22 protein-coding genes are annotated in these 25,026 nt (G+C 67.8%); 14 read left to right on the top strand and 8 right to left on the bottom strand.

Going from position 1 to position 25,026, the window contains the following annotated elements:
- The first annotated feature begins 16 nt into the window (after window positions 1-16).
- Together ATO4_RS12975 and ATO4_RS12970 are read left to right on the top strand one after the other, a co-directional pair.
- Window positions 17-970: an acetyl-CoA carboxylase carboxyltransferase subunit alpha gene (locus ATO4_RS12975; RefSeq protein WP_083591947.1), complete on the top strand. Its 954-nt coding sequence runs from the start codon at window positions 17-19 to the stop codon at window positions 968-970.
- 543 nt (window positions 971-1,513) lie between these two features.
- Window positions 1,514-2,506 (top strand): murein L,D-transpeptidase family protein, encoded by a 993-nt coding sequence (locus ATO4_RS12970; RefSeq protein ID WP_083591946.1) that lies wholly within the window; start codon window positions 1,514-1,516, stop codon window positions 2,504-2,506.
- A gap of 102 nt (window positions 2,507-2,608) precedes the next feature.
- Here ATO4_RS12970 and ATO4_RS12965 read toward each other — a convergent pair whose 3' ends face one another.
- The 4 genes from ATO4_RS12965 to tkt form a co-directional block, all read right to left on the bottom strand.
- On the bottom strand, window positions 2,609-3,490 hold the full coding sequence (locus tag ATO4_RS12965) for an NAD(P)/FAD-dependent oxidoreductase (RefSeq protein WP_083591945.1): 882 nt from the start codon (window positions 3,488-3,490) through the stop codon (window positions 2,609-2,611).
- Window positions 3,483-3,938: an Rrf2 family transcriptional regulator gene (locus ATO4_RS12960; protein ID WP_083591944.1), complete on the bottom strand. Its 456-nt coding sequence runs from the start codon at window positions 3,936-3,938 to the stop codon at window positions 3,483-3,485. The genes ATO4_RS12965 and ATO4_RS12960 overlap by 8 nt, the downstream gene beginning before the upstream one ends.
- Window positions 3,939-4,547: 609 nt before the next feature.
- A complete protein-coding gene (gene gap, locus ATO4_RS12955; protein WP_083591943.1) occupies window positions 4,548-5,564 on the bottom strand; it encodes a type I glyceraldehyde-3-phosphate dehydrogenase in 1,017 nt (338 codons plus the stop codon).
- Between the two features lie 288 nt (window positions 5,565-5,852).
- Window positions 5,853-7,859, bottom strand: coding sequence for a transketolase (gene tkt, locus ATO4_RS12950; protein WP_083591942.1), 2,007 nt, complete (start codon window positions 7,857-7,859; stop codon window positions 5,853-5,855).
- A gap of 250 nt (window positions 7,860-8,109) precedes the next feature.
- Between tkt and ATO4_RS12945 the strand changes: the two genes are divergently transcribed.
- The 3 genes from ATO4_RS12945 to ATO4_RS12935 all read left to right on the top strand — a co-directional run bounded on the left by ATO4_RS12945 (window position 8,110) and on the right by ATO4_RS12935 (window position 9,871).
- Window positions 8,110-8,388, top strand: a complete 279-nt coding sequence (locus ATO4_RS12945) for a DUF4164 domain-containing protein (RefSeq protein WP_083591941.1) — start codon at window positions 8,110-8,112, stop codon at window positions 8,386-8,388.
- A 134-nt stretch (window positions 8,389-8,522) separates the two neighbouring features.
- Window positions 8,523-8,885: a cell division protein ZapA gene (gene zapA / locus ATO4_RS12940; RefSeq protein WP_083591940.1), complete on the top strand. Its 363-nt coding sequence runs from the start codon at window positions 8,523-8,525 to the stop codon at window positions 8,883-8,885.
- Window positions 8,886-8,983: 98 nt separating this feature from the next.
- The gene (locus ATO4_RS12935; protein WP_245308729.1) at window positions 8,984-9,871 is read left to right on the top strand and encodes an alpha/beta hydrolase; all 888 of its coding nucleotides are present in this window, start codon (window positions 8,984-8,986) and stop codon (window positions 9,869-9,871) included.
- 162 nt (window positions 9,872-10,033) lie between these two features.
- Here ATO4_RS12935 and ATO4_RS12930 read toward each other — a convergent pair whose 3' ends face one another.
- Window positions 10,034-11,080 carry an alcohol dehydrogenase catalytic domain-containing protein gene (locus ATO4_RS12930; RefSeq protein ID WP_083591938.1) on the bottom strand — a complete coding sequence of 349 codons (1,047 nt, stop codon included), beginning with the start codon at window positions 11,078-11,080 and terminating at the stop codon, window positions 10,034-10,036.
- Between the two features lie 582 nt (window positions 11,081-11,662).
- The gene (locus ATO4_RS12925) at window positions 11,663-12,631 is read right to left on the bottom strand and encodes an NADPH:quinone oxidoreductase family protein (protein ID WP_083591937.1); all 969 of its coding nucleotides are present in this window, start codon (window positions 12,629-12,631) and stop codon (window positions 11,663-11,665) included.
- Window positions 12,632-12,751: 120 nt separating this feature from the next.
- Here ATO4_RS12925 and ATO4_RS12920 point away from each other — a divergent pair, with 120 nt between their 5' ends.
- Complete coding sequence (locus ATO4_RS12920) at window positions 12,752-13,102, top strand: hypothetical protein (RefSeq protein WP_083591936.1); 351 nt, start codon at window positions 12,752-12,754, stop codon at window positions 13,100-13,102.
- A gap of 253 nt (window positions 13,103-13,355) precedes the next feature.
- On the opposite strand, the gene ATO4_RS12915 is transcribed toward ATO4_RS12920, so the two are convergent.
- Window positions 13,356-14,576 carry an acyl-CoA dehydrogenase family protein gene (locus tag ATO4_RS12915; RefSeq protein WP_083592002.1) on the bottom strand — a complete coding sequence of 407 codons (1,221 nt, stop codon included), beginning with the start codon at window positions 14,574-14,576 and terminating at the stop codon, window positions 13,356-13,358.
- Between the two features lie 8 nt (window positions 14,577-14,584).
- Window positions 14,585-15,310, bottom strand: a complete 726-nt coding sequence (locus ATO4_RS12910; RefSeq protein WP_083591935.1) for a TetR/AcrR family transcriptional regulator — start codon at window positions 15,308-15,310, stop codon at window positions 14,585-14,587.
- Window positions 15,311-15,445: 135 nt separating this feature from the next.
- Between ATO4_RS12910 and ATO4_RS12905 the strand changes: the two genes are divergently transcribed.
- The 8 genes from ATO4_RS12905 (at window position 15,446) to urtE (ending at window position 24,966) form a co-directional block, all read left to right on the top strand.
- Window positions 15,446-16,270, top strand: a complete 825-nt coding sequence (locus tag ATO4_RS12905) for an SDR family oxidoreductase (RefSeq protein ID WP_083591934.1) — start codon at window positions 15,446-15,448, stop codon at window positions 16,268-16,270.
- A 47-nt stretch (window positions 16,271-16,317) separates the two neighbouring features.
- Window positions 16,318-16,782: a MaoC family dehydratase gene (locus ATO4_RS12900; RefSeq protein WP_245308734.1), complete on the top strand. Its 465-nt coding sequence runs from the start codon at window positions 16,318-16,320 to the stop codon at window positions 16,780-16,782.
- 54 nt (window positions 16,783-16,836) lie between these two features.
- Entirely contained in the window at window positions 16,837-17,877 is a 1,041-nt protein-coding gene (locus ATO4_RS12895; RefSeq protein WP_083591933.1) for a phosphotransferase family protein, read from the top strand.
- Window positions 17,878-18,261: 384 nt separating this feature from the next.
- The gene (urtA, locus tag ATO4_RS12890; RefSeq protein ID WP_245308733.1) at window positions 18,262-19,482 is read left to right on the top strand and encodes an urea ABC transporter substrate-binding protein; all 1,221 of its coding nucleotides are present in this window, start codon (window positions 18,262-18,264) and stop codon (window positions 19,480-19,482) included.
- Between the two features lie 359 nt (window positions 19,483-19,841).
- Window positions 19,842-21,506, top strand: a complete 1,665-nt coding sequence (urtB, locus tag ATO4_RS12885; RefSeq protein WP_083591931.1) for an urea ABC transporter permease subunit UrtB — start codon at window positions 19,842-19,844, stop codon at window positions 21,504-21,506.
- A 247-nt stretch (window positions 21,507-21,753) separates the two neighbouring features.
- Complete coding sequence (urtC, locus tag ATO4_RS12880; protein ID WP_083591930.1) at window positions 21,754-22,929, top strand: urea ABC transporter permease subunit UrtC; 1,176 nt, start codon at window positions 21,754-21,756, stop codon at window positions 22,927-22,929.
- Window positions 22,930-23,207: 278 nt separating this feature from the next.
- Window positions 23,208-23,990, top strand: a complete 783-nt coding sequence (gene urtD, locus ATO4_RS12875; RefSeq protein WP_139802424.1) for an urea ABC transporter ATP-binding protein UrtD — start codon at window positions 23,208-23,210, stop codon at window positions 23,988-23,990.
- A gap of 280 nt (window positions 23,991-24,270) precedes the next feature.
- Window positions 24,271-24,966, top strand: coding sequence for an urea ABC transporter ATP-binding subunit UrtE (gene urtE, locus ATO4_RS12870; protein WP_083591928.1), 696 nt, complete (start codon window positions 24,271-24,273; stop codon window positions 24,964-24,966).
- Window positions 24,967-25,026: the final 60 nt, after the last annotated feature.

Here is a 25,026-nt window from a genome sequence, read left to right as displayed (position 1 = left end):
CGCAGCCGCAGGACGTATGCACAACTATCTGGATTTCGAAAAACCGGTCGCCGATCTGGAAGGCCAGATCATCGAATTGAAGAAGATCGAGACCGGCGAGGACGCGGTCGACGTGCGGGAAGAGGTCGAGCGGCTGGAGAAGCGCTCCCGCGACGCGCTCGAGGATCTCTACAAGAAGCTGACGCCCTGGCAGAAGACTCAGGTGGCGCGCCATCCGGACCGTCCCCACTGCCTCGACTATATCGCCCAGCTGATCACCGACTTCGTGCCGCTGGCGGGCGACCGCTACTATGCCGAGGATCACGCGGTGATCGCCGGCTTTGGCCGGTTCGACGGCCAGTCCGTGGCGGTGATCGGCCAGGAGAAGGGCTCCGACACCCAGACCCGGCTGAAGCACAATTTCGGCATGGCGCGGCCGGAAGGCTATCGCAAGGCCGTGCGAATCATGGACCTGGCCGAGCGCTTCGCCATCCCGGTGCTCACGCTGGTCGACACCGCCGGTGCCTATCCGGGCATCGGCGCGGAGGAGCGCGGCCAGGCGGAAGCGATCGCCCGTTCGATCGAGGCCTGCCTCAATCTGGAAGTGCCGCTCGTCTCGCTGGTCATCGGCGAGGGCGGCTCGGGCGGCGCCATGGCGCTGGCGGCGGCGAACCGCGTGTTGATGATGGAACACGCGATCTACAACGTCATCGCGCCCGAGGCCGGCGCCTCGATCCTCTACCGTGACGCGACGCGGGCCCGCGACGTCGCCCAGGCGATGAAGATGACGGCCCAGGATCTGATGGGCTTCGGCATCATCGACGCGATCGTCCAGGAGCCGCTGGGAGGGGCCCATCGCGGCCGGCAGGTGGCGGTGGATGCCGCCGCCGAGCACATCCGCGCGGCGCTGTCGGAACTCGGCCGCCTCTCCGGCGACGAATTGAAGCGCCAGCGCCGGGAAAAGTTCCTGGCGATCGGCCGGAATCTCTAGCTGCCCCGATGCCGGACGCGCGCGGCATCGTTCGCGCCGCGCGGCTGGAAGCCTCTGATTCTGCAAGCGCATCAGACCTATTGGCGCAATCTGGCTGCGGCGATGGATGGGCGGTCCATCGAATCCCGTCCGTGAGTTGCGCGGATGCCACAGGACTCAACTTCCGTTCCCCACCGTCATTTGCCAGAATGCTGCCATCGTCGCCGTGTTAAGTGCGGCGATGCGGCGCAGAAGGGGTGCGCCGTCGCGCCATCGGGAACGGTCTGCACCGGCCTTACGGCGTAACAGGCATGAGCGATGGGGCGAGGCGCGGGGTTCAACTCCGATCTTCGGAGAGAAGGCGAGGCGCCTCTTCGCAAGCACGGATGATCCACGGTTTACGCCTGCTTAAGAAAATCGTGAGAAACTTCCGTCAAGCATGCGTCGCGACCGGTCCATGAGGGGCCGGCGCAGGGCGCGATGAGGGATGGCCGGATCCGGCTGTCGTTCGCGAGGGGCGGTGGGCCATACGGGGGTCGCCGCAGCGATTGGGGACTTGAGGGGATGTACGTCCGACGTATCGTGACGGCCGCGGCCTTGGCTGCGACGCTGCTGACTGTTTCCGCCTGCAAGGTCGACGATCTGGTTCCGGAGAACGCGCCGCTGCCGCCGGATCTGGTTCGCGCCATCAGCGCCAACCACATGGGGGTCAACTCGCCGATCCTCGTCCGTCTCTACAAGGAAGAGTCGGATCTCGAGATCTGGAAGCAGCGGACCGACGGCACCTATGCGCTGCTGAAGACCTACGAGATCTGCGCCTGGTCCGGAAAGCTCGGCCCGAAGAAGAAGGAAGGCGACCGCCAGGCGCCCGAGGGTTTCTATTCGGTCTCACCGGCCCAGCTCAATCCGAAGTCGAACTATCATCTCGCCATCAACATGGGCTATCCGAACGCCTATGACCGGGCGAACGGACGGACCGGCCAGCACCTGATGATCCACGGCTCCTGCAATTCGTCCGGCTGCTACGCCATGGACGACGAGCAGGTGCAGGAGATCTATACGCTCGCCCGCTACTCCTTCGACGGCGGCCAGCGCGACTTCCAGATCCAGGCCTATCCTTTCCGGATGACGCCGAAGAACATGGCGCGCCACAAGAATTCCGAGCATTACGCCTTCTGGCAGATGCTGAAGAAGGGCTCGGACCATTTCGAGATCACCCGCAAGCCGCCGAATGTCGGCGTCTGCGAGCGCAGCTACATCTTCGACCAGACGGCCGAGACCGTGGCCGGGCTGTCGCCCGCCGGCCCCTGCCCGGCGATCGAGATGGCGCCCCAGGTGGCCGCCAAGCATCACTCCGACGCGGCCGAAGCCGAGAAGATCGCAGCATCGCTGGCGCCGAGCGAGTTCGCGACCTCGACGACCTTCAGCTATCGCAGCGGACAGCCGATCACCGCCGAGGCCTACGCCCAGGAGCAGCATCGCCGCGAAGGCTACGACCGCGACGGCAAGCGCGTCGGCGGGCCGAAGGGTGGATCGATCTTCAGCCTGTTCGAGTAGGGATGAGGGGCCAGGCCGCGACGCCTGGCTGATCGCCTCGGATGTCTTTCCCAATGGCCGGTCGATCGACCGGCCATTGGCTTTTGTGAAGACAGAACCGGCTCAGCCGAACATCAGCGAGCGATGGGTGCCGACGCCGGCCATCGCCCCGTCGCCGACGGCGAGCGAGACGGAGCCGGCTGCGCGGGCGAGATCGCCGCAGGCGAAGACGCCGGGAACGCTGGTTTCCTTCATCGCGTCGGTGCGAAGGAAAAGCCCCATCGGTCCTTCTTCCAACTCGCAGCCGAGATCGCCGGCAAGGTCGCAGGAGGGGTGGATCCGGCTTGCGGTGAAGAGGCCGGCGAGGGAGACGGTCCGTCCGTCCTGAAGGACGACGTCGGCTTCGCCGGCTATCTCGGCGAGCGGCGCCTCCTCGATGACGACGCCGCGTGCCGCCAGCTGGGCGCGTTCGTCGCCATCCGGTGCGAAGGCGCCGTTGAGGAAGAACGTCACGGTGCCCCAGTCGGGCAGCATCAGCGCCTGATGCATCGAGATGGGGCCGGTGGCGATGACGCCGATCGCGCCGCCGTTCAGCTCGTAGCCGTGGCAGTAGGGGCAATGGAAGACGCTGCGGCCCCAGCGCTCCGCAAGGCCCGGAACGCCCGGCAGCTCATCGGCGACGCCGAGGGCGAGGACGAGGCGCCGCGCGCTGAGCGAGCGCTCCTTCTGCAGGCAGACGGCGAAACCCTCGCCGTGCCGAGCGAGCTGGGTGGCCTTGCCGTCGATCCAGGTGAGGTTCGGATAGGCCTCGAGCTGGCGGCGGGCGTCGGCGACGATAGCTTCCGGTGCGCGACCGTCCTGGCCGAGGAAGCCGTGGGAATGGGCGGCGAAGCGGTTGCGCCTCACGCCGGCGTCGATGACGACGACGTCGCGGCGGGCGCGGGCAAGCTGGAGAGCGGCGGCCATGCCGGCAAAGCTGCCGCCAATCACGATCGCATCATGCATGGGGTGTTCCCTTCTGTGGCTGGTGCCGCGCGAAGCGCTGGCGGAAGTCGGCCGCGAGGGCGGCGAGGGTGACGGTGGCGAAGCGCTGAAGGAGCAGGGCCTCGGCCGCGTCGAAGGCATCGTCGAGAGCGGCATTGACCGCCTGCTCGACCAGGCACGCCGGGTTCTCGCTGCGATTTCCGACGGCGAACAGCGCCGGCTCGCCGAGCGCGGCGTGAATGTCGAAAAGCGTCACCGCCGCAAGATCGCAGGCGATCGTCCAGCCGCCGTTGGGACCGCGCTCCGAGCGCACGAAGCCGGCGTCGCGAAGCCCGGCCATCGTCCGGCGGATGACCACGGGATGGGTGGACAGGCAGGCGGCGAGCTCGTCGGAGGTCATCGGCCTGCCAAAGGCGTCCATGTGGAGGAGCGCGTGGAGAACGGAGGAGAGGCGGCTGTCGCGTTTCATGTAACATCAGTTATTACGATTCGCGGCGAGAGGCAAGTCGATGGTCCCACCGGATGGGACGCACCGGATGTAAAGCCGCTCTGGTCCGGAATGCCGGGCGGAAGGGCCGTCAGCGAATCCGTCCGGGCGCCGCCGAAGGGATGGTTCTGGTTGGCGGTCGGATCGATCTGTATGCCGCCGAGGGTTGCCGTGCCCGCCGCCTGCATGGCGCCGTCAGATAGTCGGTGAAGCCCTGGCCGTTCGAGCAATGCCCCTGAAAACAGGGCGGCGAAAGCGGCGTCGTTCCGGCGGTGGCGGGGGAGAGATTGCCGTTGTCCGACAGGCTGTCGCCGAACGGCACGACGGCGCCGACATCGCGAGCCGCTGGCGCATCAAGGCCGAGCGTCAGCAGCGGTGCCGTCAGCAGCGATCGTGCAAAGCCGCTCCGTGCGGCATCCCCTCTTCCGGCAGGAGAGCAGCGCCGGCGACCGAGGAGCCTCGCCGGCAACCGGCCCGCGCAGCCCCGGTTCCGCTCACGACACCCCATGCCAGACGAAAAAGGCCGCCCCCGGGGGGACGGCCTTCGACAGCTCTCGCGTCGGTGGCTTCCAGACGCGCCGACCGGGTCGGTCAGGCCTGATGCATGGCAACCGCGGTGTCGTTCATGCGGTTGGAGAAGCCCCACTCGTTGTCGTACCAGGACATGACGCGCACCAGCGAGCCTTCCATGACCTTGGTCTGGTCCATGTGGAAGATCGAGGAATGCGGGTCGTGGTTGAAGTCCGAGGAGACGTTCTTCTCGTCGGTGAAGCCGAGGATCCCCTTCAGCGGCGCGCTGCCGGCGGCCGCACGGATCGCCTCCTTGATCTCGTCGACGCTGGTCTGGCGCTTGGCGACGAACTTGAAGTCCACAACTGAGACATTCGGGGTCGGCACGCGGATCGCGACGCCGTCGAGGCGGCCGTTCAGCTCGGGCAGGACGAGGCCGACGGCCTTGGCGGCGCCTGTCGAGGTCGGGATCATCGACAGAGCGGCGGCACGGCCCCGGTAGAGGTCCTTGTGCATCGTGTCCAGCGTCGGCTGGTCGCCGGTATAGGAGTGGATCGTCGTCATGAAGCCCTTGTCGATGCCGATGGCGTCGTTGAGGACCTTGGCGACCGGGGCGAGGCAGTTGGTGGTGCAGGAGGCGTTGGAGACGATGCGGTCGTCGGCCGTCAGCGTCTGGTGGTTGACGCCGAAGACGATGGTCTTCTCGCCCTGGGTCGGATTGGAGAGCGGCCCGGAGATCAGCACCTTCTTCGCGCCGGCCTCCAGATGGGCCGAAGCCTTGGCCGGATCGGTGAAGATGCCGGTGCACTCCATCGCGATGTCGATGCCCATCTCGCTCCAGGGCAGCGACTTCGGATCGCGCTCGGCGGTCACCTTGATCTTGCCGCGGCCGACGTCGATCGTGTCGCCCTCGACCGTCACGGTGCCGGGAAAGCGGCCATGGACGCTGTCGTAGCGGATCAGGTGGGCGTTGGTCTCGACCGGGCCGAGATCGTTGATCGCGACGACCTCGATGTCGGTGCGGCCCGATTCGACGATGGCGCGCAGGACATTTCGGCCGATGCGGCCGAAACCGTTGATTGCAACGCGAACTGCCATGGTTGTCACTCTCCCTGAAGGATGCCCGGTACCGGCTGAAGGATGCCCGATAGCGGCTGTCTGGCCGGCTGTAGACCCGGCGAGCGGTCGAATCAAGTTGGCCGACCCGTCAGCTTTTCTCAAGGGCGGGATGAATTTTTCGAAGGCTTCGCCGTTCAAGCCCCGTCGCACTGGATCAGGACGCCGACATGTCCGGCGGCCGGACGGGGTCGCGGGTCTCGGGGCCGGGCGGCAGGCTCGGCGAACGATCGCCCGAGGGCGACCGTGCGGTCTTCGAGGCCCTTGATCCTACGCCTCTTCCGACGCTTCCCGTGCGGCGAGGCGAGAGGTGACGCTTGCCACGACCGCCTCGGCCGTGATGCCGAAATGCGCGTAGAGCTGCGGCGCGGGGCCGGAGGCGCCGAAGCCGGGCATGCCGACGAACAGCCCGTCGCGGCCGATCAATTCGTCCCAGCCCTGGCGCACGCCCGCCTCGACGGCGACCTTGAGGCTGGCGTCGTCGATGAGCGCCCGCCGGTACTCGGCGGTCTGGCGGCGGAACAGTTCGAAGGAGGGCACGGAGACGACGCGGGTGGGGATGCCGGCACCCTCGAGCCGCCGGCGCGCCTCGACGGCGATCTCCACCTCGGAGCCGGTGGCGTAGATCGACACCTTCGCCTCGCCGGAGGCCGGGTCGATCTCGTAGACGCCGCGGGCGCTGCGGTTCTCGTCGTGCTCGTCGAGGCGGAGCGTCGGCAGGTCCTGACGCGACAGGGCGAGGATCGACGGGGCGGCGCGATGCTGCAGCGCCAGCTGCCAGCACTCGGCGGTCTCGACCGCGTCGGCCGGGCGGAACACCAGCATGTTGGGAATGGCCCGCAGCGCCGCCAGATGTTCGACCGGCTGGTGGGTGGGCCCGTCCTCGCCGAGGCCGATCGAATCATGGGTCATCACATGGACGACCCGGATGCCCATCAGGGCGGCGAGGCGCAGCGCGCCGCGGCAGTAGTCGGAGAAGACCAGGAACGTCCCGGAATAGGGGATCATCCCGCCATGCAGCGCCATGCCGTTCATCGCCGCCGCCATGCCGTGCTCGCGGATGCCGTAGTGGATGTAGCGGCCGGAATAGTCGCCGGCGGTGATCGGCGTCATCTGGCTGGTGCGGGTGTTGTTGGAGCCGGAGAGGTCGGCCGAGCCGCCGACCGTCTCGAGGACGACGGCGTTGATCTCCTCGAGGGCCATCTCGGACGCCTTGCGCGTCGCGATCTTCGGCCGCTCCTCGTTCATCCGGCGCTTGAAGCGGTGCATCGCCTGGGTGAAGCCGCTCGGCAGGTCGCCGCGCATGCGCCGGTCGAATTCGCCGCGGGTTTCGGCATCGACGGCGGCGAAGCGGGTTTCCCACTCCTTGCGCCGGCTGCCGGAGCGAAGCCCGGCGATGCGCCACTGGTCGAGGACGTCGGAGGGGATCTCGAAGGGCGGATGCGGCCATTCGAGCGCCTCCCGGGCGGCGGCGATCTCGTCAGGGCCGAGCGGCGAGCCGTGGGCCTTCGCGGTGCCGGCCTTGTTCGGGGCGCCGAAGCCGATGGTGGTCTTCGCCGCGATCAGGGTCGGCCGGTCGCTCTGCTTGGCCGCGGCGATGGCGGCGGCGATGGCGTCGTGGTCGTGGCCGTCGCAGGCCAGCGCCTGCCAGCCGGACGCCTCGAAGCGGGCGAGCTGGTCGGTGGAATCGGCGAGCGACACCTTGCCGTCGATGGTGATGCCGTTGTCGTCCCAGAGAAAGATCAGCTTGGAGAGCTTGAGATGGCCGGCGAGCGAGATCGCCTCCTGGCTGATCCCCTCCATCAGGCAGCCGTCGCCGACGAGGGCGTAGGTGGTGTGGTCGACGACGTCGTTGCCGAACCTGGCGTTGAGAATGCGCTCGGCGAGCGCCATGCCGACGGCATTGCCGGTGCCCTGGCCGAGCGGGCCGGTGGTCGCCTCGATGCCCGCCGCATGGCCGTATTCGGGATGGCCCGCGGTTTTCGACCCGAGCTGCCGGAAGCGCTTGATCTCCTCGATGCCGATGTCGGGATAGCCGAGCAGATAGAGCAGGCTGTAGAGCAGCATGGAGCCGTGCCCGGCCGAGAACACGAAGCGGTCGCGGTCCGGCCAGTCGGGTTTCTTCGGGTCGAAGGTCAGGAACTTCGTGAACAGCACCGTCGCGATGTCGGCGGCGCCCATGGGCAGGCCCGGATGGCCGGAGCCCGCGGCCTCCACTGCATCGGCAGAGAGGAAACGGATGGCGTTCGCCATCCTGCGGCGCATTTCGATCGTCATCGCAAGGTTTCCCCGAATGGCTCCTGGTCAGGATGCGGCCGCCGCGAGGCGGGCCGTCGAGACGCGCGGCATCCATCATAGGCCCCCGCCGCTGTCAACAAAACCCTGGGACCGGCGCAACCCCGCGGCCCGCCTCGCGCTTTTCTTGAAGCCCGCGAGCCGCTAAGACCGTCATGGGCACATGCCCCATGAAAATCTGCCGGACCGGTCGCCGCCGACGATCCGGCAACCGCCGTTGGAGACACCGCCGATGCCGCATGACGATCCGTTCGACGCTGCCAGGACGCGACTTCGAACGGCGCTCGAGCGGCTGGACAGTGCCGTCGATGCCCGGCTCGAACGGGAGGGCGCGCTGCGCAGCGTCGACGCCGAAGTGCAGCGCCAGACCGCCGACCGCGGCCGGCTCGCCCGCGAGCTGGATGCCGCGCTGGCCCGGGGCGAGCGGCTGGAACAGGCCAACCGCGAGGTCTCCAAGCGCCTGGTCGACGCCATGGAGAGGGTGCGTAAGGTGCTCGACCAGCACAAATAGGCGGCTCGCGGGCGGTTGCCGCCTTGCCCTTCTCGGCCGGTTGTTTTCCAGTCGCGGGCATGGATGGCTTGCGCCTCGGGTATCGGGCGCTTCATAGCCGTCGACGAAACGTGTGATCGCAACGGGACGTATTCATGCCGCAGATCGTCGTCACCATCGACCAGAAGACCTACCGGATGGCCTGCGCCGAGGGCGAGGAGGCCCATCTCGAGACCTTGGCCGCCGATGTCGACGGCAAGATCGCCGAGCTGCGCGAATCCTTCGGCCAGATCGGCGACCTGCGGCTGACGGTGATGGCGGCCATCATGGCCACCGATCAGCTGTACGAGGCGCGGCGGCGGCTGCAGGAGATGGAGGCGCGGCTCGGCGCCGACGCGGCCGGACGCGAGGCGAGCGAGGCGGGCAGCGCGACGAGCCGCAGGTTGTTCGCGGAAAGCCTCGACGAGACCGCCGTCGTGCTCGAACGGATCACCGCCAAACTGTCCGGCGTCCAGTGAACCTTCGCATGGGTTCGTTCGAGCCGCAGGAGGCCGCAGCTGGTCGCTCGCAGCCGACCGAGGGGAAGCGGCGGAGGGATCTGCCCGCCGATGCGTCCGTGGAGACGAAGAGGCCGGCCTGGTTGAAGCGCCTCGCGCTGTTCCTCGTCTGCGGCTTCATCGGCCTCGCTGTGTCCGGCTGCGCCACAGCGCTCAACGCCATCACGCCGTCCGGCGACTACCGTCTCGTCGCCGATCTCGCCTACGGGCCGGGGGAGCGCCGCGTCCTCGATCTCTATCTGCCGAAGACGATGACGCCGACGACGCCGGTGGTGGTGTTCATCCATGGCGGCAGCTGGGATACCGGCTCCAAGGACATCTATCCCTTCGTCGGCCAGTCGCTGGCGAGCGCCGGCTTCATCGTCGCCATCCCGAACTACCGGCTCTATCCGCAGACGCGCTTTCCCGGCTTCGTCGAGGACGGCGCGGCGGCGGTCGCCGCCGTCGACCGGCTGGCGAGAGCGGGGCGCGAGGGCATCCCCGCGGGGCGCCACCCGCTGTTCCTGATGGGCCATTCGGCCGGCGCCGAGATCGCCGGGCTGATCGCCACCGACCGGCGTTATCTGGCCGGCGCCGGCTCCTCGGTCGAGCGGCTGGCGGGCTTTATCGGGCTGTCCGGCCCCTATGACTTCCTGCCTCTGACCGACGCGCGCTACAAGCGCATCTTTCCGGAGGCGACCCGTGCGGCGAGCCAGCCGGTGAACTTCGTCTCCGGCGACGAGCCGCCGGCGCTGCTGATCACCGGTGCCGACGACACGACGGTCGATCCGAAGAACACGCAGTCGCTGGCCGCAAGGCTGAAGGCCGCCGGCGTTCCGGTCGAGACGACGGTCTATCCGGGCCTTGGCCACATCGACACGATCTCGTCCTTCTCGACGGTGCTGCCGCTGGGCGACCGCCGCATCCGCGCAGAGGTGATCCGGTTCATCCGCGAACGGGCGGGGTAGGGGATCGATCCCGGCGCTGGGGCCGGGATGACGCAGCTTCGGACTTCGCGCCCGATCTCCGACGCGGATGGGCGTATCGGGCACTGCTTCGACAGGAGCGCATCCCGCCATGCCGCTGTGACAGGGCGGTGAGCTGCGTCGCGCGGGCGCAGCCCCCGGACCTCAGGGCCGGATCAGCACCTTGCCCTGGTTGAGGCCCGACAGCGCCTCGGCCAGCCCTTCCTCGGCCTCCTCCAGCGACAGCGTCGCGGCCACGTCGGTCTTCCAGGCCCCGGAAATGAAGCGGTCCTGGACGGCCGCAAACGCCTCCTGACGCGCCGTGGGCGAGGCCCTGGCCATCCACTCGGTCAGCCAGAAGCCTTCGATCTGCTTCTTCATGAAAACCATCTGGCCGAGGCTTGGCAGCTTCGGCGCCTCGGCCGAGAGCTTGCCGTAGATCACCCAGCGGGCCCCGGCCGGCATGGCGGCGAAGATCTCGGCCGAATAGCGGTCGGCGACGGCGTCGAGCAGCACGGTCGGCTGCACCTGGCGCATCGCCATCACCAGCATGTCCTCGAAGTCCTCGCGGCCGGTATTGACCACGGTGCCGACGCCGAGGCCCTCGAGCAGCGAGCGATGCTCCTCGCGGCGCACCGTCGCGACTGAGGCGAGGCCCATCTGCGGGGCGAGCGTCGCCATCAGCTTGCCGAGCTGGCTGGCGCCGGCGGTCATCACGAAGGCCTTCGCGCCGGCGTCCTTCACCAGAAGCAGCATCGCATGGGCCGTCATCGGATTGACGATCAGCGCGGCGGCGTCCGCGTCGGAGAGCCTCGGATCGAGCGGCACGACGGCCCTTGCGTCGGTCAAAGCGTATTGCGCCCACACGCCGCTGCCGCCCCGCGCCACCGAGACGGCGACGCGCTGGCCGATCAGCGCCCGAGCGGCCTCGTCGTCGCCGGCGGCGACCACCTCGCCCATGCCCTCGAAGCCGGCTGCGACGCCCTTGCGGCGGGGCTGGCCATATTCGCCCTTGATGTAGTGGAGGTCCGACGGGTTGACGTTGGCAAGCCCCACCCTGACCAGCACCTCGCGGCCCTTCGGCTGCGGCACCGGAACCTCCAGCAGCGCGCACCAGTCGGACAGGCTGGCGATCGACGGACCCTCGGCGGTGCCGGAATAGCCGTCATGGCGCAGGACGAGGGCTTTCATGTTGGCGGGAATAGGGGACATCGTCGGGCCTTCCTTCATGGACTTGCGCGGACCGCGTGGCGGGGCTGGCGCGCCGCCCTCTGCGGGCAAACCACCGACACGCCGATCCGGTTGCCTGCGGCGCGGCGCGGGTGCCGGCAGGCCGCATCGGGGTCGGTTCTTCGCAGCATTTCCGGGTTTATGCCGCGGGTCTGCGACCGGCAAGCGAGCTGATATCCCGGTTTCGTTGTGTCCCTACACTGTGCAGGGCATGATTGAAATCGAGGGAGCAGAAGCAGCCCGCACGCGCCCAACTCGTGCCATCGCGGAGGATGAGCCACCGCGGCCGAGGCAACGGCTTTGCTCTCCTGGAGGAGAACGGTGATGTGGATGATTCCGCTAACCGTCGTGCTGAAACTGAAACGGACCCGGACCAGTTGGGTGATTGAGGTCCGGATCCTGATAATCACCTAATGCACGAAACAGGGTCGGAGTTAGCAGCTTCGGCCCCACTCCTGCAATGTAGTCGAGTTTTACTCTGGGGCCAAGGTTCCCCGACTTTGCCGGATCTGCCCGGGGCTCTTCCAGCGGCGCCCGCCTTGAAGGCGAACCATCATCCCGGTCCTACGGCACCAGGACGATCTTGCCGAGGGTCTGGCGCGCATGCATGCGGGTGAGGACGTCGGCGGCATCCTGAAGCCTTGCCCGCTCGCTGATCTCGGGGGCAACGTCGCCGGTTACTGCCCAGCCCATCAGCTCGGCCATGTTCCTTGCAAAGACGTCCGGCTCCTTCTGGGTGAAGGCGCCCCAGAACACGCCGACGCAGGCAAAGCCCTTCACCAGCGCCAGATTGACGGCGAGCTTCGGGATCGTGCCGGAGGCAAAGCCGACGACCAGCAACCGGCCGTTCCACGCCATCGCGCGCGCCACCGTCTCGAAGGCGTCGCCGCCGACGGGATCGAAGGCGACGTCGACGCCCTGGCCGTCGGTGAGCCGCTTGATGTCGCCCCGCAGATCCTCGTAGCCGATCGCCGCGTCGGCGCCCTTGGCCAGGGTCAGCGCCCGCTTCTCTTCGCTCGATGCGACGGCGATGACGCGCGCGCCCATGATCCTGCCGATCTCGATGGCGGCGATGCCCGTCGCGCCCGCGGCGCCGAGGACGAGGAGCGTCTCGCCGGGCTGGAGCGCTGCCCGCTGCTTCAGCGCATGGTGGCTGGTGCCGTAGCCGCAGACGAGGGCGCAGGCCGTCTCGAAGGAGACCGCATCGGGAAGCGCCATCGCGGCGGCTTCCGGAGCGAGAACCTTTTCGGCATAGGCGCCATGGGACAGCTGGACGACGACGCGGTCGCCCGGCCGGAAGCGGCTGACCTTGGAGCCGACGGACTCGACGCGGCCCGCCGCCTCCATGCCCGGCACGAAGGGTAGCTCCGGCCGCGCCTGGTAGAGGCCCTGGACGAGGAGTCCGTCCGGGTAGTTAACGCCGATCGCCTGCGCCGCGAGGACGATTTCGTGCTCCGCCGGGCGTGGTTCGGGCACGTCGCGCCAGTCGAGCCCGGCGATCGGGCCGTAAGTGTCGCACAAGATGGCCTTCAAGGATCAACTCCAGTTATATTTAAAATTGTCTTCGCGTGTCGGTCGGTTGTTCCTCCAAATGAACCATTTCTAATTTGCGACGTTTAGGCGCAGGTGGAAGTTTCCATGGAAGATGATCCAATGAGCAATCTTTCTATTTCCGCGTCGCCGAAACAGGAACCGCTTTCCGACCGGACCTGGTTGACGAAGGGAGACGTGTGGCTCCGCGCGTTAGGCGTTCGAGAGGAGCTTGCGTCGGCCGAATGGTCTCTTGCCAAGACGGTCTCTCAGGTCTTTGCGCCCACCGCCGGGCTGGTCTGCCTCTACGGCCTGGGCGGCGTTCTGGTGCAGGGCAGGGCCGACGTCTTCCTGGACTGGGGTGGCTCCCGATACGTCACGCCCGATGAACCGATTCTCTATCTCCTGGCGATCGTCGTCATGGGGGTCACACTCCTCGTCGCGCTGTTCCTGTTTCTGCGGGACGAGGGCTAAAGCGGGATGAGATCAGCTTTGATCGGCATCCCCCTCTATCGTCTTCTTGCCACATGATCTTTTCCGAAAACCGGTTCCCACTCTTCGGGATCATGCTCTAGCACCGCGTCACCGCCGCCTCGCTCCGGCCTCGCCGAGCCGGGCCTGACCTTGTTGGCCTTGCCCGAACGGCTCGCTCAGGCAGCCGGCACCGGCTCGACGGCGCGGCCACTCCCCAATCGTCACCCCCTGCCTCCCTGCCTCCCTGGCGCCCTCAGGGCCGATGCTTCCTCAACTCCCACCGCGCCACCTGGCGGCGATGCACCGCATCGGGTCCATCGGCGAGGCGGAGCGTGCGCACATGGGTCCACATGCGGGCCAGCGGCGTATCCTGGGAGATGCCCTGTCCGCCATGCATCTGGACCGCCTGGTCGATGACGTCGAGCGCGACGTTCGGGGCGACCACCTTGATCGCCGAGATCCACGGCGCCGCGGCCTTCAGATCCCCCCGATCCATCATCCAGGCGGCCTTCAGGCAGAGGAGCCGGGCCATCTCGATGTCCATGCGGGCCTTGGCGATGATGTCGTAGTTCTCGCCGAGTTCGGCGAGCGGCTTGCCGAAGGCCTCGCGGGCGAGGGAGCGCTCGCACAGGAGCTCCAGGGCGCGTTCGGCATGGCCGATGGCGCGCATGCAGTGGTGGATGCGCCCGGGCCCGAGCCGGCCCTGCGCGATCTCGAAGCCGCGGCCCTCGCCGAGGATCATCGCCGATTTCGGCACGCGCACGCCGGAGAAGCGGATGTGCATGTGGCCATGCGGCGCGTCGTCGTCGCCATAGACCTGCATCGCCCGCAGAACCTCGATGCCGGGCGTGTCCGCCGGCACCAGCAGCATCGAGTGGCGCTTGTGCTTCGGCAGATCGTCGCCGCCGGTGCGCACCATGACGATGTAGATGGCGCAGCGCGGATCGCCGGCGCCGGACGCCCACCACTTCTCGCCGTCGAGGACGTAGTCGCCGCCATCGGCGACGCAGCGCATCGCGATGTTGGTGGCGTCGGAGGAGGCGATCTCCGGCTCGGTCATCAGATAGGCCGAGCGGATCTCGCCGTTCAGGAGCCGCGGCAGCCACGGCGACTTCTGCGCCTCGGTGCAGAAGCGCTCCAGAACCTCCATGTTGCCGGTGTCGGGAGCCGAGCAGTTGAAGGTCTCGGCGCCGAGATGGGCCTTGCCCATTTCCTCGGCGAGATAGGCGTACTCGACCGTCGTCAGGCCGTAGCCGCGCTCGGATCCGGTCAGCCAGAAGTTCCACAGATTGCGGCTCCGGGCTTTCGCCTTCAGCCCCTCCAGGATCTCGCTCTGGCGCGCCGTATAGACGAAGCGGCCGTCCTTCGGCACCTCGGCGAGGAATTCCTCGCTCGCCGGCTCGATCTCGGTGCGGACCATGTCGCGGACCGCCGCGTGGATGGGTTCGAGACGCTCGGACAGGCCGAGATCCATGGTCGCCGTCATCGTGAAAACTCCTCCATCAGCGTCGTGTCCGACGCTCCTGCTCCCCGGATGGCAAAATAGGCCAGCTGGCGCGCGATCAAATCGCTTTTGCCCGAAAGCTCGGCGATGGTCGCCGGCGGCCATGTCAGCGGCGCGTCGAGGGCGGCGACGAAGATGCGGCCGAGCATCGCGGTGTCGCGGCCCGACGGCAGGTCGCGCTCGGCGGCGGCGGCCTCGATCAGACGGGTGAAGATCGCGTCATAGGCCTGGCGTTTCTCCGCGATGGCCGCAAGCGCTGCGACTTCGTCTCCGGCGAGGCTTGCGGCCGCCGTGCCGCAGGTCGCCCCGGCGAGGGTGCGGTGCAGGTCGAGCCGCTCGACGACGTCGCCGGCATGCAGCGTCGCGGCCCCGGTCAGGCGGGTGATCGCCCGCTCCCGGCGTTCGGCGATGGCGGCGAGCCGCGCCGTGATGGCTGCGAGCCCGTCTTCGCAGACGTCGATGAGCAGCTCGCCCTTGGAGCGGTAGCGGTGATAGACGAGGCCCTTGGTGGCGCCGAGGCGTTTTGCCACCTCGTCGATCGAGGCGGCGGCAAAGCCGCGGGTCGAGAAGATCTCGGCCGCCGCCGCCAGGATCCGCCGGCGAAACTCGCCGTCCTCGACCTCGCGGATGGCGGCGAAGTTCCGCTCGCGGCGCGGCGGCCGGCCTTTCGGCTTGTCTGCGTCTCGCCGCGTCGCACGTGCCATCGGGAAGGGTCCTCCGCGCCGCCGGAGCCGTCGCGATCCGGCCGGCGCCGTCGATGGGACATACAATCTCGTATGGTGTCAATTCGAGATTGCGGCTTAGATGTCCCCCGATCCTCGGGAGGAAGGGACGACGACATGACGAAGGCGATTTTCGAACGGCTGTTTTCGCTGGACGGCAAGACCGCGCTGGTCACCGGCGGGGCGACCGGCATCGGCCGGATGATCGCGGCGGCGCTGGCCGGGGCGGGGGCGCAGGTCTTCATCGCCTCGCGCAAGCTGGAGGCCTGCGAGGCGACCGCGGCCGAAATCAACGGCGAAGGACTTCCCGGGACCGTCACCGCGCTTGCCGGCGACGTCTCCAGCGAGGAGGGGGTCCTGGCGCTGGCGAGGGCGATCGGCGAGCGGACGGAACGGCTCGACATTCTCGTCAACAATGCCGGCGTCTCCTGGGGCGCGCCGCTGGGCGAGTTTCCCCATGGCGCCTGGAACAGGGTCTTCTCGGTCAATGTCGCCGGCCTGTTCTCGCTCACCCAGGCGCTCCTGCCGCTGCTCGAAGCCTCGGCGAGCGACGACGAGCCTGCCCGCATCCTCAATCTCGGCTCGGTGATGGGCGCCCAGCCGCTCGCCGAGAACGTCTATTCCTACGCCGCCTCCAAGGCAGCCGTGCATCACCTGACACGGTCGCTGGCGAAGGAACTGGCGGTCCGCCGGATCACCGTCAACGCCTTCGCGCCCGGACCCTTCCAGTCGAAGATGACGGCCTTTGCGACCGGCACGGACGACCAGGCGGCGCGGATCGGCAAGGGCGTTCCGCTCGGCCGGATCGGCCGGCCCGACGACATCGCCGGCGCCACCCTGTTCCTTTGCGGGCGTGCCGGCGCATATATCACCGGCGCGATCCTGCCCATCGATGGCGGCATCGCCACGATGACGGGACCAGAACTTTTCGGGGAGGCATGATGGCGCTGAATTCGGTGGCCGAGACGGAGGCGCTGATCGCCGGGCGGATGGTGCCGCTCGCCGACTATCGGGCGCTGCTCGACGGCGAGCCCCTGTTCTCGGACTGGCTGAGCGTCGACCAGACGATGATCGACCGCTTCGCCGTCGCCACCCACGACCATCAGTTCATCCATGTCGATCCGGAGCGGGCGAAGGCCGAGACCCCCTTCGGAGGCACGATCGCCCACGGTTTCCTGACGCTGTCGCTGCTCTCGACCCTCGCCTATGAGGCGATCCCCGGCGTCGTCGGCACCCGGATGGGAATGAACTACGGCTTCGACAGGATCCGCTTCCTCAATCCGGTCAAGGCCGGTACGCGGGTGCGTGGCCGGTTCAGGATGATCGCCCTGACCGAGCGGGCGGTGAGCGTCCAGACGGGCTGGGACGCGGCGGTGGAGATCGAGGGCGCGCTGAAGCCGGCGCTCTCGGCCCGCTGGATCACCCTGACGGTGATGGCCGCGCGGGAGGAATGAGGCGCGGTCGTGGCGCAGGTCGGGGCGCGGGCAATGGCGGGGGAGGCAAGATCGATGGCCGATGGTGACGACGCAACGCTCGATCAGGAGGCGCTGTCCGCCTATCTGGAAGCAGAGGTGGAGGGATTTTCCGGACTCGAACGGATCGTCAAGTTCCAGTCCGGCCAGTCGAACCCGACCTATCGCCTCGATGCAAACAGCGGCACATACGTCCTGCGCGCCAAGCCGCCGGGCAAGCTGCTCAAGTCGGCCCATCAGGTCGATCGCGAATACCGGGTGATGAAGGCGCTGGGGGGTACCGGCGTGCCCGTCCCGGCGATGCTGCATCTCGCCGCCGACGACGCCTCGCCGATCGGCCGGGCGTTCTTCGTCATGGAGCATGTCGCCGGTCGGACCTTTTGGGATCCGGCCCTGCCGGAGCTCGAAGCGCCGCAGGAGCGCGGGGCGATCTTCAATGCGATGAACGAGACGCTCGCCGCGATCCACTCGGTCGACGTCGAGGCGGTGGGGCTTGCCGACTTCGGCCGCCCGGGCAACTACTTCGCCCGCCAGCTGTCGCGTTGGTCCGACCAATGGCGCCAGTCGAAGATCGACGAGATTCCCGACATGGACCGGCTGATTGGCTGGCTGGAGGCCAACCTTCCCGCCGACGACGGCGTGGCGACGCTGGTCCATGGCGACTTCCGGCTCGACAACCTGATCTTCGCGCCGGACCGGCCGGCGATTGCGGCGGTGATCGACTGGGAGCTGTCGACCCTCGGCCATCCGCTCGCCGACCTCGCCTATCAGTGCATGCAGTGGCGCCTGCCCAATCTCGGCAGCTTCAAGGGGCTCGGCGGCATCGACCGGGCCGAGCGCGGCATCCCGACCGAGGCGCAATATGTCGCGCGCTACTGCGAGCGGCGGGGGCTCGACGGCATCGACGCCTGGACCTTCCATCTCGCCTTCTCGTTCTTCCGTCTCGCGGCGATCCTGCAGGGAGTGTTCAAGCGCTATGCCGACGGCAACGCCTCGAACCCCGAGAAGGCGCAGGTCTATGGCCGCAACGTTCCGGTCCTGGCGAAGCTGGCGCTCGAGGCGATCGACGAGGGGTGATGCGCGGCGAGGGCGCCGATCTGAGGATGATGTCGCGCGCCCAGGACTTGCACAACATATGCGCAGCTGAGCGGAAACTGATCACAATTTGATCGCTCTGCCTGCACGCGAGGCGGCGGGGACGGTTCTCCCGGAGCTGTCCGACCGGGGAGGTTCCGCAGCGGGCGACCGTGGAACCGGGCCTCTCCGCGATCTTGAGGCGTCTGACCTTCCGTCAAGTCAGGTCTGGCACGGGCTTTGCACTCCCTCCTGTTCGAGGCCGGCCACGGGGCCGGGCAAGACTGGAGGTCACAGATGAAATCAGCCATCACCTGGATGCAGAAGACGGCCGCGGCGGCCGCCATCGCCGCCTTCGGCATCTCCGGGGCCAATGCCCAGGACAAGATGCCCAGCGGCGAGCCGATCAAGGTCGGGATTCTCCATTCGCTGTCCGGCACGATGGCGATCTCCGAGACGACCCTCAAGGACGCCATGCTGATGCTCATCGACGAGCAGAACAAGAAGGGCGGCGTCCTCGGCCGGCCGCTGGAGGCCGTGGTCGTCGATCCGGCGTCCGACTGGCCGCTGTTCGCCGAGAAGGCCCGCGAGCTGATCAGCCAGGAGAAGGTCTCGGTGGTCTTCGGCTGCTGGACCTCGGTGTCGCGCAAGTCCGTGCTGCCGGTGTTCAAGGAACTCGACTCGATCCTGTTCTATCCGGTCCAGTACGAGGGCGAAGAGTCCGAGCGCAACGTCTTCTACACCGGCGCCGCGCCGAACCAGCAGGCGATCCCGGCCGTCGACTATCTGATGAACGAGGGCGTCGAGCGCTGGGTGCTGGAAGGCACCGACTACGTCTATCCGCGCACCACCAACAAGATCCTCGAGGCCTATCTGAAGGCCAAGGGCGTCGCCGCCGAGGACATCAAGGTCAACTACACGCCGTTCGGCTTCTCCGACTGGCAGACCGAGGTCTCGGCGATCAAGGAATTCGGCTCGACCGGCAAGAAGACCGCCGTGGTCTCCACCGTCAATGGCGATGCCAACGTGCCGTTCTACAAGGAACTGGGCAACCAGGGCATCAAGGCCACCGACATCCCGGTCGTCGCCTTCTCGGTCGGCGAGGAAGAACTGGCCGGCATCGACACTGCGCCGCTGGTCGGCCATCTCGCCGCCTGGAACTACTTCCAGTCCGTCGATACGCCGGAAAACGAGGAATTCATCGCCGCCTGGCACAAGTTCATCGGCAATGAGGACCGCGTCACCAACGACCCCATGGAAGCCCACTATATCGGCTTCAACATGTGGGTGAAGGCGGTCGAGAAGGCCGGCACCGTCGAGCCCGACAAGGTGATCGACGCGCTGCCCGGCACCGAGCAGGCCAACCTCACCGGCGGCGTCTCGAAGATGCTCCCGAACCACCACATCACCAAGCCGGTGCTCATCGGCGAGATCAACGCCGAGGGCCAGTTCGACGTCGTCTCCGAGACCGAAGAGCTGGTTCCGGGCGACGCCTGGTCGGACTTCCTGCCGGAATCGAAGAAGCTCGAGGCCGACTGGGTCGAGATGAAGTGCGGCAACTACGACACCGAGGCGAAGAAGTGCCTCGGCGACACGATGGCCAACTGATCCCGCGCCGGGGAGACCCGTCCTCGAGGCCCGGGCACCGGCCTTGCGGACATCCTGCCTCCCCGGGGCGAACGGGTCCGGGCTGCGCCGCCTCCCAGGCGCAGCCCGCTCCCGGCCAAAACGCCCCCGGCCAAAACGCCCCCGGCCAAGACGCCCCGGCCAAGACGCCCCGGCCAAGACGAACGCGAAAGCGCTCGTCGGACCTGTCTGGCGGACCTGCCCGGCGGACTTGCCCGGTGAACATGATCGATGCCTGCCTCCCAAGCAGCGTCGGCGGGGCGGCTCCCTGGTGAGCCGCTCCGCCTCCTCTCTTCAAGGCGGCCCGCACGATGCGCGCCGCGCTGGACCATTCAGACGCCATGACCCGATCGATCCGCTGGCTCCTCATCGGCCTCGCAGTCCTCCTGTTCGGCGCGGCTTCCGCGTCGGCGCAGGAGACCCCGGCCGCGCCGCAAGCCGCGAGCGCTGCGCCAGGTGTGGCGGGCCCGGCCGCGATCGTCCAGAAATTCGGCGGCAAGCAGAGCTACGACGAGACCGAGGCGGTGATCATCGAACTCGCGGCGAGCGGCGAGGAAGCCGCCGCCCGGGCGCTGCGGGCGCTCCGCGACGGCGACCTCTACTGGCGCAAGGGCGACGGTGCCGTCTTCATCGGCACCCGCCAGGGCGACGACTATGCCCTCTCCGATCCGATGACCGGCGAGCCGGCCGGCACCGTGCCGCGGGGCGAGATGGAGAAGGTCAGGATCAAGAATTCGATCCGCAACGCCGTCACCACGGCGCTGGGGTCGCTGACGCTGCGGGCCGACAATCCGGCCCAGCGCATGCGCGCGGCCGACACGCTGTTTTCCGAAGCCGACCCGGAAATGATCGCGTCGCTCGGCGAGGCGATCGCGGCGGAGGAAGACACGGCGGTCAGGGCGCGGATGCAGGAGGCGCTGGCTTCCGCGACCCTCGTCTCCGATCTTCCGGCGAGCGAGAAGGCCGAGGCCGCGAAAATCCTCGCCGCCCGCGGCGACCGGGAATCCCTGGCGATGCTGACGCGGTTTGCCGGATCGACGGATGATCCGGTGGCGAAGAAGGCGGCCGAGGCGGCGATCGTCGCCATCCAGAGCAACATCGCCTTCTGGAACCAGATGCAGAACGTCTGGTACGGGCTGTCGCTGGGATCGGTGCTGCTGCTCGCGGCGATCGGCCTCGCTATCACCTTCGGCGTCATGGGGGTGATCAACATGGCCCATGGCGAGATGGTGATGATCGGCGCCTACACGACCTATGTCGTGCAGGAGTTCATCCGCTCGAACGTCCCCGGCCTGTTCGAATTCTCGCTGCTGATCGCCCTGCCGCTGGCCTTCCTGGCCTCAGGCGCCGTCGGCCTCGTCATGGAGCGCGGGCTGATCCGCTTCCTCTATGGCCGGCCGCTGGAGACGCTGCTCGCCACCTTCGGCGTGTCGCTGATCCTGCAGCAGGCGGTGCGCACCATCTTCGGGCCCTCGAACCGCGAGGTCGGCAATCCGGACTTCATGTCCGGTGCCTTCGACCTCGGCCTGATGTCGGTCAACTGGAACCGGCTGTGGATCATCGTCTTCGCGCTGGTGGTGTTCCTGGCGCTGCTCGCCGTCCTCAACAAGACCCCGCTCGGCCTGCAGATGCGGGCGGTCACCCAGAACCGCAAGATGGCGGCGGCGATGGGCATCCGCACGCCCTGGGTCGACGCCATGACCTTCGCGCTCGGATCGGGCATCGCCGGCATCGCCGGGGTGGCGCTGTCGCAGATCGACAACGTCTCGCCCAATCTCGGCCAGGGCTACATCATCGACTCATTCATGGTCGTCGTCTTCGGCGGGGTCGGCAATCTCTGGGGCACGCTGGTCGGTGCGATGAGTCTGGGCATCGTCAACAAGTTCCTCGAACCCTATGCCGGGGCGGTGCTGGGCAAGATCGTCGTCCTCGTCCTGATCATCCTGTTCATCCAGAAGCGCCCGCGCGGCCTGTTCGCGCAAAAGGGAAGGTTCGTCGACGCATGAGGTGGCAGGATTTGGAACCTCCTTCGATGTCCCGATACGCCCGAGACTGGCTGATCTCCCCCCTTGAGGGGGAGATGGGCGGCAGCCGAGAGGCAGGGATGCCACGCGCAGGCGTTTCCCCCTGCGAGGACGAGGGCGCGCGCCGCCCCGCCCTCTGCCTTGCCAGGCATCTCCCCCTCGAGGGGGGAGATCACACCGATCGCCAAGGCAAACCGCGCGCTTCGAACCTGCAGGCGGAGGCCCCGCGATGATCCTCGCCCGTTTCCTCGGTCCCCGCGTCTGGATCCTCGTCGCGGTCATCCTCGCCGCCGCGGTCCTCGTTCCGCTCGCCAATCTCTGGCTGCCGGCGGACCATCCGCTGCATGTGCCGTCCTACCTGGTGCCGCTGTTCGGCAAGTATGTGTGCTATGCCCTGCTCGCCCTCGCCCTCGATCTCGTCTGGGGCTATTGCGGCATCCTGTCCCTCGGTCACGGCGCCTTCTTCGCCCTCGGCGGCTATGCCATGGGCATGTATCTGATGCGCCAGATCGGCTCGCGCGGGGTCTATGGCAATCCCGACCTGCCGGACTTCATGGTGTTCCTCAACTGGCAGGAACTGCCCTGGTACTGGACCGGCTTCGACCAGTTCTGGTTCGCCGCGCTCATGGTGATGCTGGTGCCGGGGCTGCTCGCCTTCGTCTTCGGCTACTTCGCCTTCCGCTCGCGGGTGACCGGCGTCTATCTGTCGATCATCACCCAGGCCATGACCTATGCGCTGCTCCTCGCCTTCTTCCGAAACGACATGGGCTTTGGCGGCAACAACGGCCTGACCGACTTCAAGGACATCCTCGGCTTCTCGATCCAGGCGGATGCGACGCGGGCGAGCCTGTTTGCGGCGAGCTGCATCGCGCTGGCGCTGTCGGTGCTCCTCGTCGGCTGGATCACCCGCTCCAAGCTCGGCAAGCTGATGGTCGCCGTCCGGGACGCCGAGAGCCGCACGCGCTTCATCGGCTGGCGGCCGGAACATGTGAAGCTCTTCGCCTTCACCGTCTCGGCGGTGATGGCGGGGATCGCCGGCGCCCTCTACGTGCCGCAGGTCGGGATCATCAATCCGGGCGAGTTCGCCCCGGTCAATTCGATCGAGGTGGTGGTCTGGGCGGCGGTCGGCGGCCGCGGCACGCTGATCGGGCCGGTGATCGGCGCGCTGCTGGTCAATTACGGCAAGACCGTCTTCACCGGCGTCTGGCCGGAGGGCTGGCTGTTCATCCTCGGCGGTCTCTTCGTCTTCGTCACGCTTATCCTGCCGCGCGGCATCGTCGGCACGATCGACCATGGATGGGATGCCCTTCGCGCCACCCGCAAGGCGCGGAACGCCGAAAAGGGCGAAGCGTCCGAAAGCGAGGCGGCGGGCGATCCCCGCGCCGTCGCCAATCCGGCGGAGTGACGGACATGGCCGAAACCTCGGTGGTGCAGAAGGTGGCCGACGAGATCCGGGCCCTGAGCGAGCCGCAGGGCGCCGCGCCGCCGCCTGCTTTCCCCTCTGCGACAGGCCCGGCCCGGACGGCCGCGCGCTCACACGGCGGCACGCCGGCTTCGGCCGGAGCTGCGAACGGCGCATCGCGGCCCGCCGGCGCCGCGACGAATCCAGGAACGAGTACCGTGACCAGCATCGTGACGAAAGCCGCCGACCCCGCCGTCTCCCCGCACCCCTACGCCTCGCTGCTGCGCGAGAAGCGCCTTGCCAGCGAGGCGAACGGCCGCGCGCGGCGCGAAACGCTGCTCTATCTCGACGGCGTCACCAAGAGCTTCGACGGCTTCAAGGCGATCAACAATCTCTCGCTGGTGATCGAGAAGGGCGAGATGCGGGCGATCATCGGCCCGAACGGCGCCGGCAAGACGACGATGATGGACATCATCACCGGCAAGACCCGGCCGGACAAGGGCGAGGTGTTCTTCAACGGCGACGTCGACCTCACCCATCACGACGAGGCGGCGATCGCCAGTATGGGGATCGGGCGCAAGTTCCAGAAGCCGACCGTCTTCGAAAGCCACACGGTGGAGGACAATATCCGCCTGTCGCTGTCCGGCCCGCGCTCGGTGCTGGAAGCGCTCGTGCACCGCAAGAATGCGCCGGAACGCGACCGGATCGATGCGATCCTCGAGACGACGCGGCTGACGGCCAGGCGCGCGACTTTTGCCGCCAATCTCAGCCACGGCCAGAAGCAGTGGCTGGAGATCGGCATGCTGCTCGCCCAGGATCCCGAACTCCTCCTCGTCGACGAGCCGGTGGCCGGCATGACCGACGCCGAGACCGAGGAGACGGCCCGGCTGCTCCGCGAGATCGCCAGGACCCGCTCGGTCGTCGTCGTCGAGCACGACATGCATTTCGTCCGCGAACTCGGCGTCAAGGTCACCTGCCTGCACGAGGGCTCGGTCCTGTCGGAGGGAACCCTCGACAAGGTCTCGGCCGATCCGAAGGTGATCGAGGTGTATCTCGGACGATGATGATGGCAATGTCTCCTGCGGTCCCAGCGACGGGGCGATCTCACCTCCGCGTCGTCCTTCTCGGGCCCCGTCCCGAGAATCCAGAGATCGTCGAGCGCGATTGGCTTCAGCTGCAGAAGGCGGAAGCGGCCGGTGCTGCGGCGGGTGCCCCTGGATTCTCGGGACGGCGCCCGGGAATGACGAAGCCTCACGTTTCGCGACCTTCCGTCCTCGTCGACGCGCCACGGACGTCACGCCTCCTGACAGAAACATCCGGCTGCCGCGCGGAGACATCGCCCCCATGCTGACCGTTTCCAACGTCGATCTCTACTATGGCGCCGCCCAGGCGCTCCGAAACGTCTCGATCGGCGCCAACAAGGGCGAGATCACCTGCGTCCTCGGTCGCAACGGGGTCGGCAAGACCTCGCTTCTACGGGCGGTCGTCGGCCAGCAGCCGATCCGGCGCGGCGAGATCGCCTTCGACGGCGAGGTGATGGGCCGCGAGGCGCCCTATCACAGGGCGCGGCGGGGCATCGGCTTCGTCCCCCAGGGGCGCGAGATCTTCCCGCTCCTGACGGTCAAGGAAAACCTCCAGACCGGCTATGCGCCGCTGAAGTCGGCGGACCGGTCGATCCCGGACCACGTCTTCGAGCTGTTCCCGGTGCTGAAGGACATGCTGGGGAGGCGCGGCGGCGACCTCTCCGGCGGCCAGCAGCAGCAGCTGGCGATCGGCCGGGCGCTGGTGACGCGGCCGCAGCTCCTGGTGCTGGACGAGCCGACGGAGGGGATCCAGCCGTCGATCATCAAGGATATCGGCCGGGCGATCCGCTTCCTGAAGGAGAATTCCGGCATGGCGATCCTGCTGGTCGAGCAGTATCTCGATTTCTGCCGGGAGCTCGCCGACAAGGTCTATGTCATGGACCGCGGCGTCATCGTCTTCGAGGGCCCGGCCGAGGGGCTGGACGATCCGGCGGTCAGAAAGCACCTGACGGTCTGATCCGCCGCCCGATCGATCGGACCGGGTGTCGAATCTGCGCGGCGATCGAGTGTCGTGCGA

Source organism: Aurantimonas sp. 22II-16-19i (assembly GCF_002088275.1).
Lineage (GTDB): Bacteria > Pseudomonadota > Alphaproteobacteria > Rhizobiales > Rhizobiaceae > Jiella.
The sequence above is the reverse complement of the archived record's forward strand: the minus strand, read 5'-3'. Positions and strand labels throughout refer to the sequence as shown.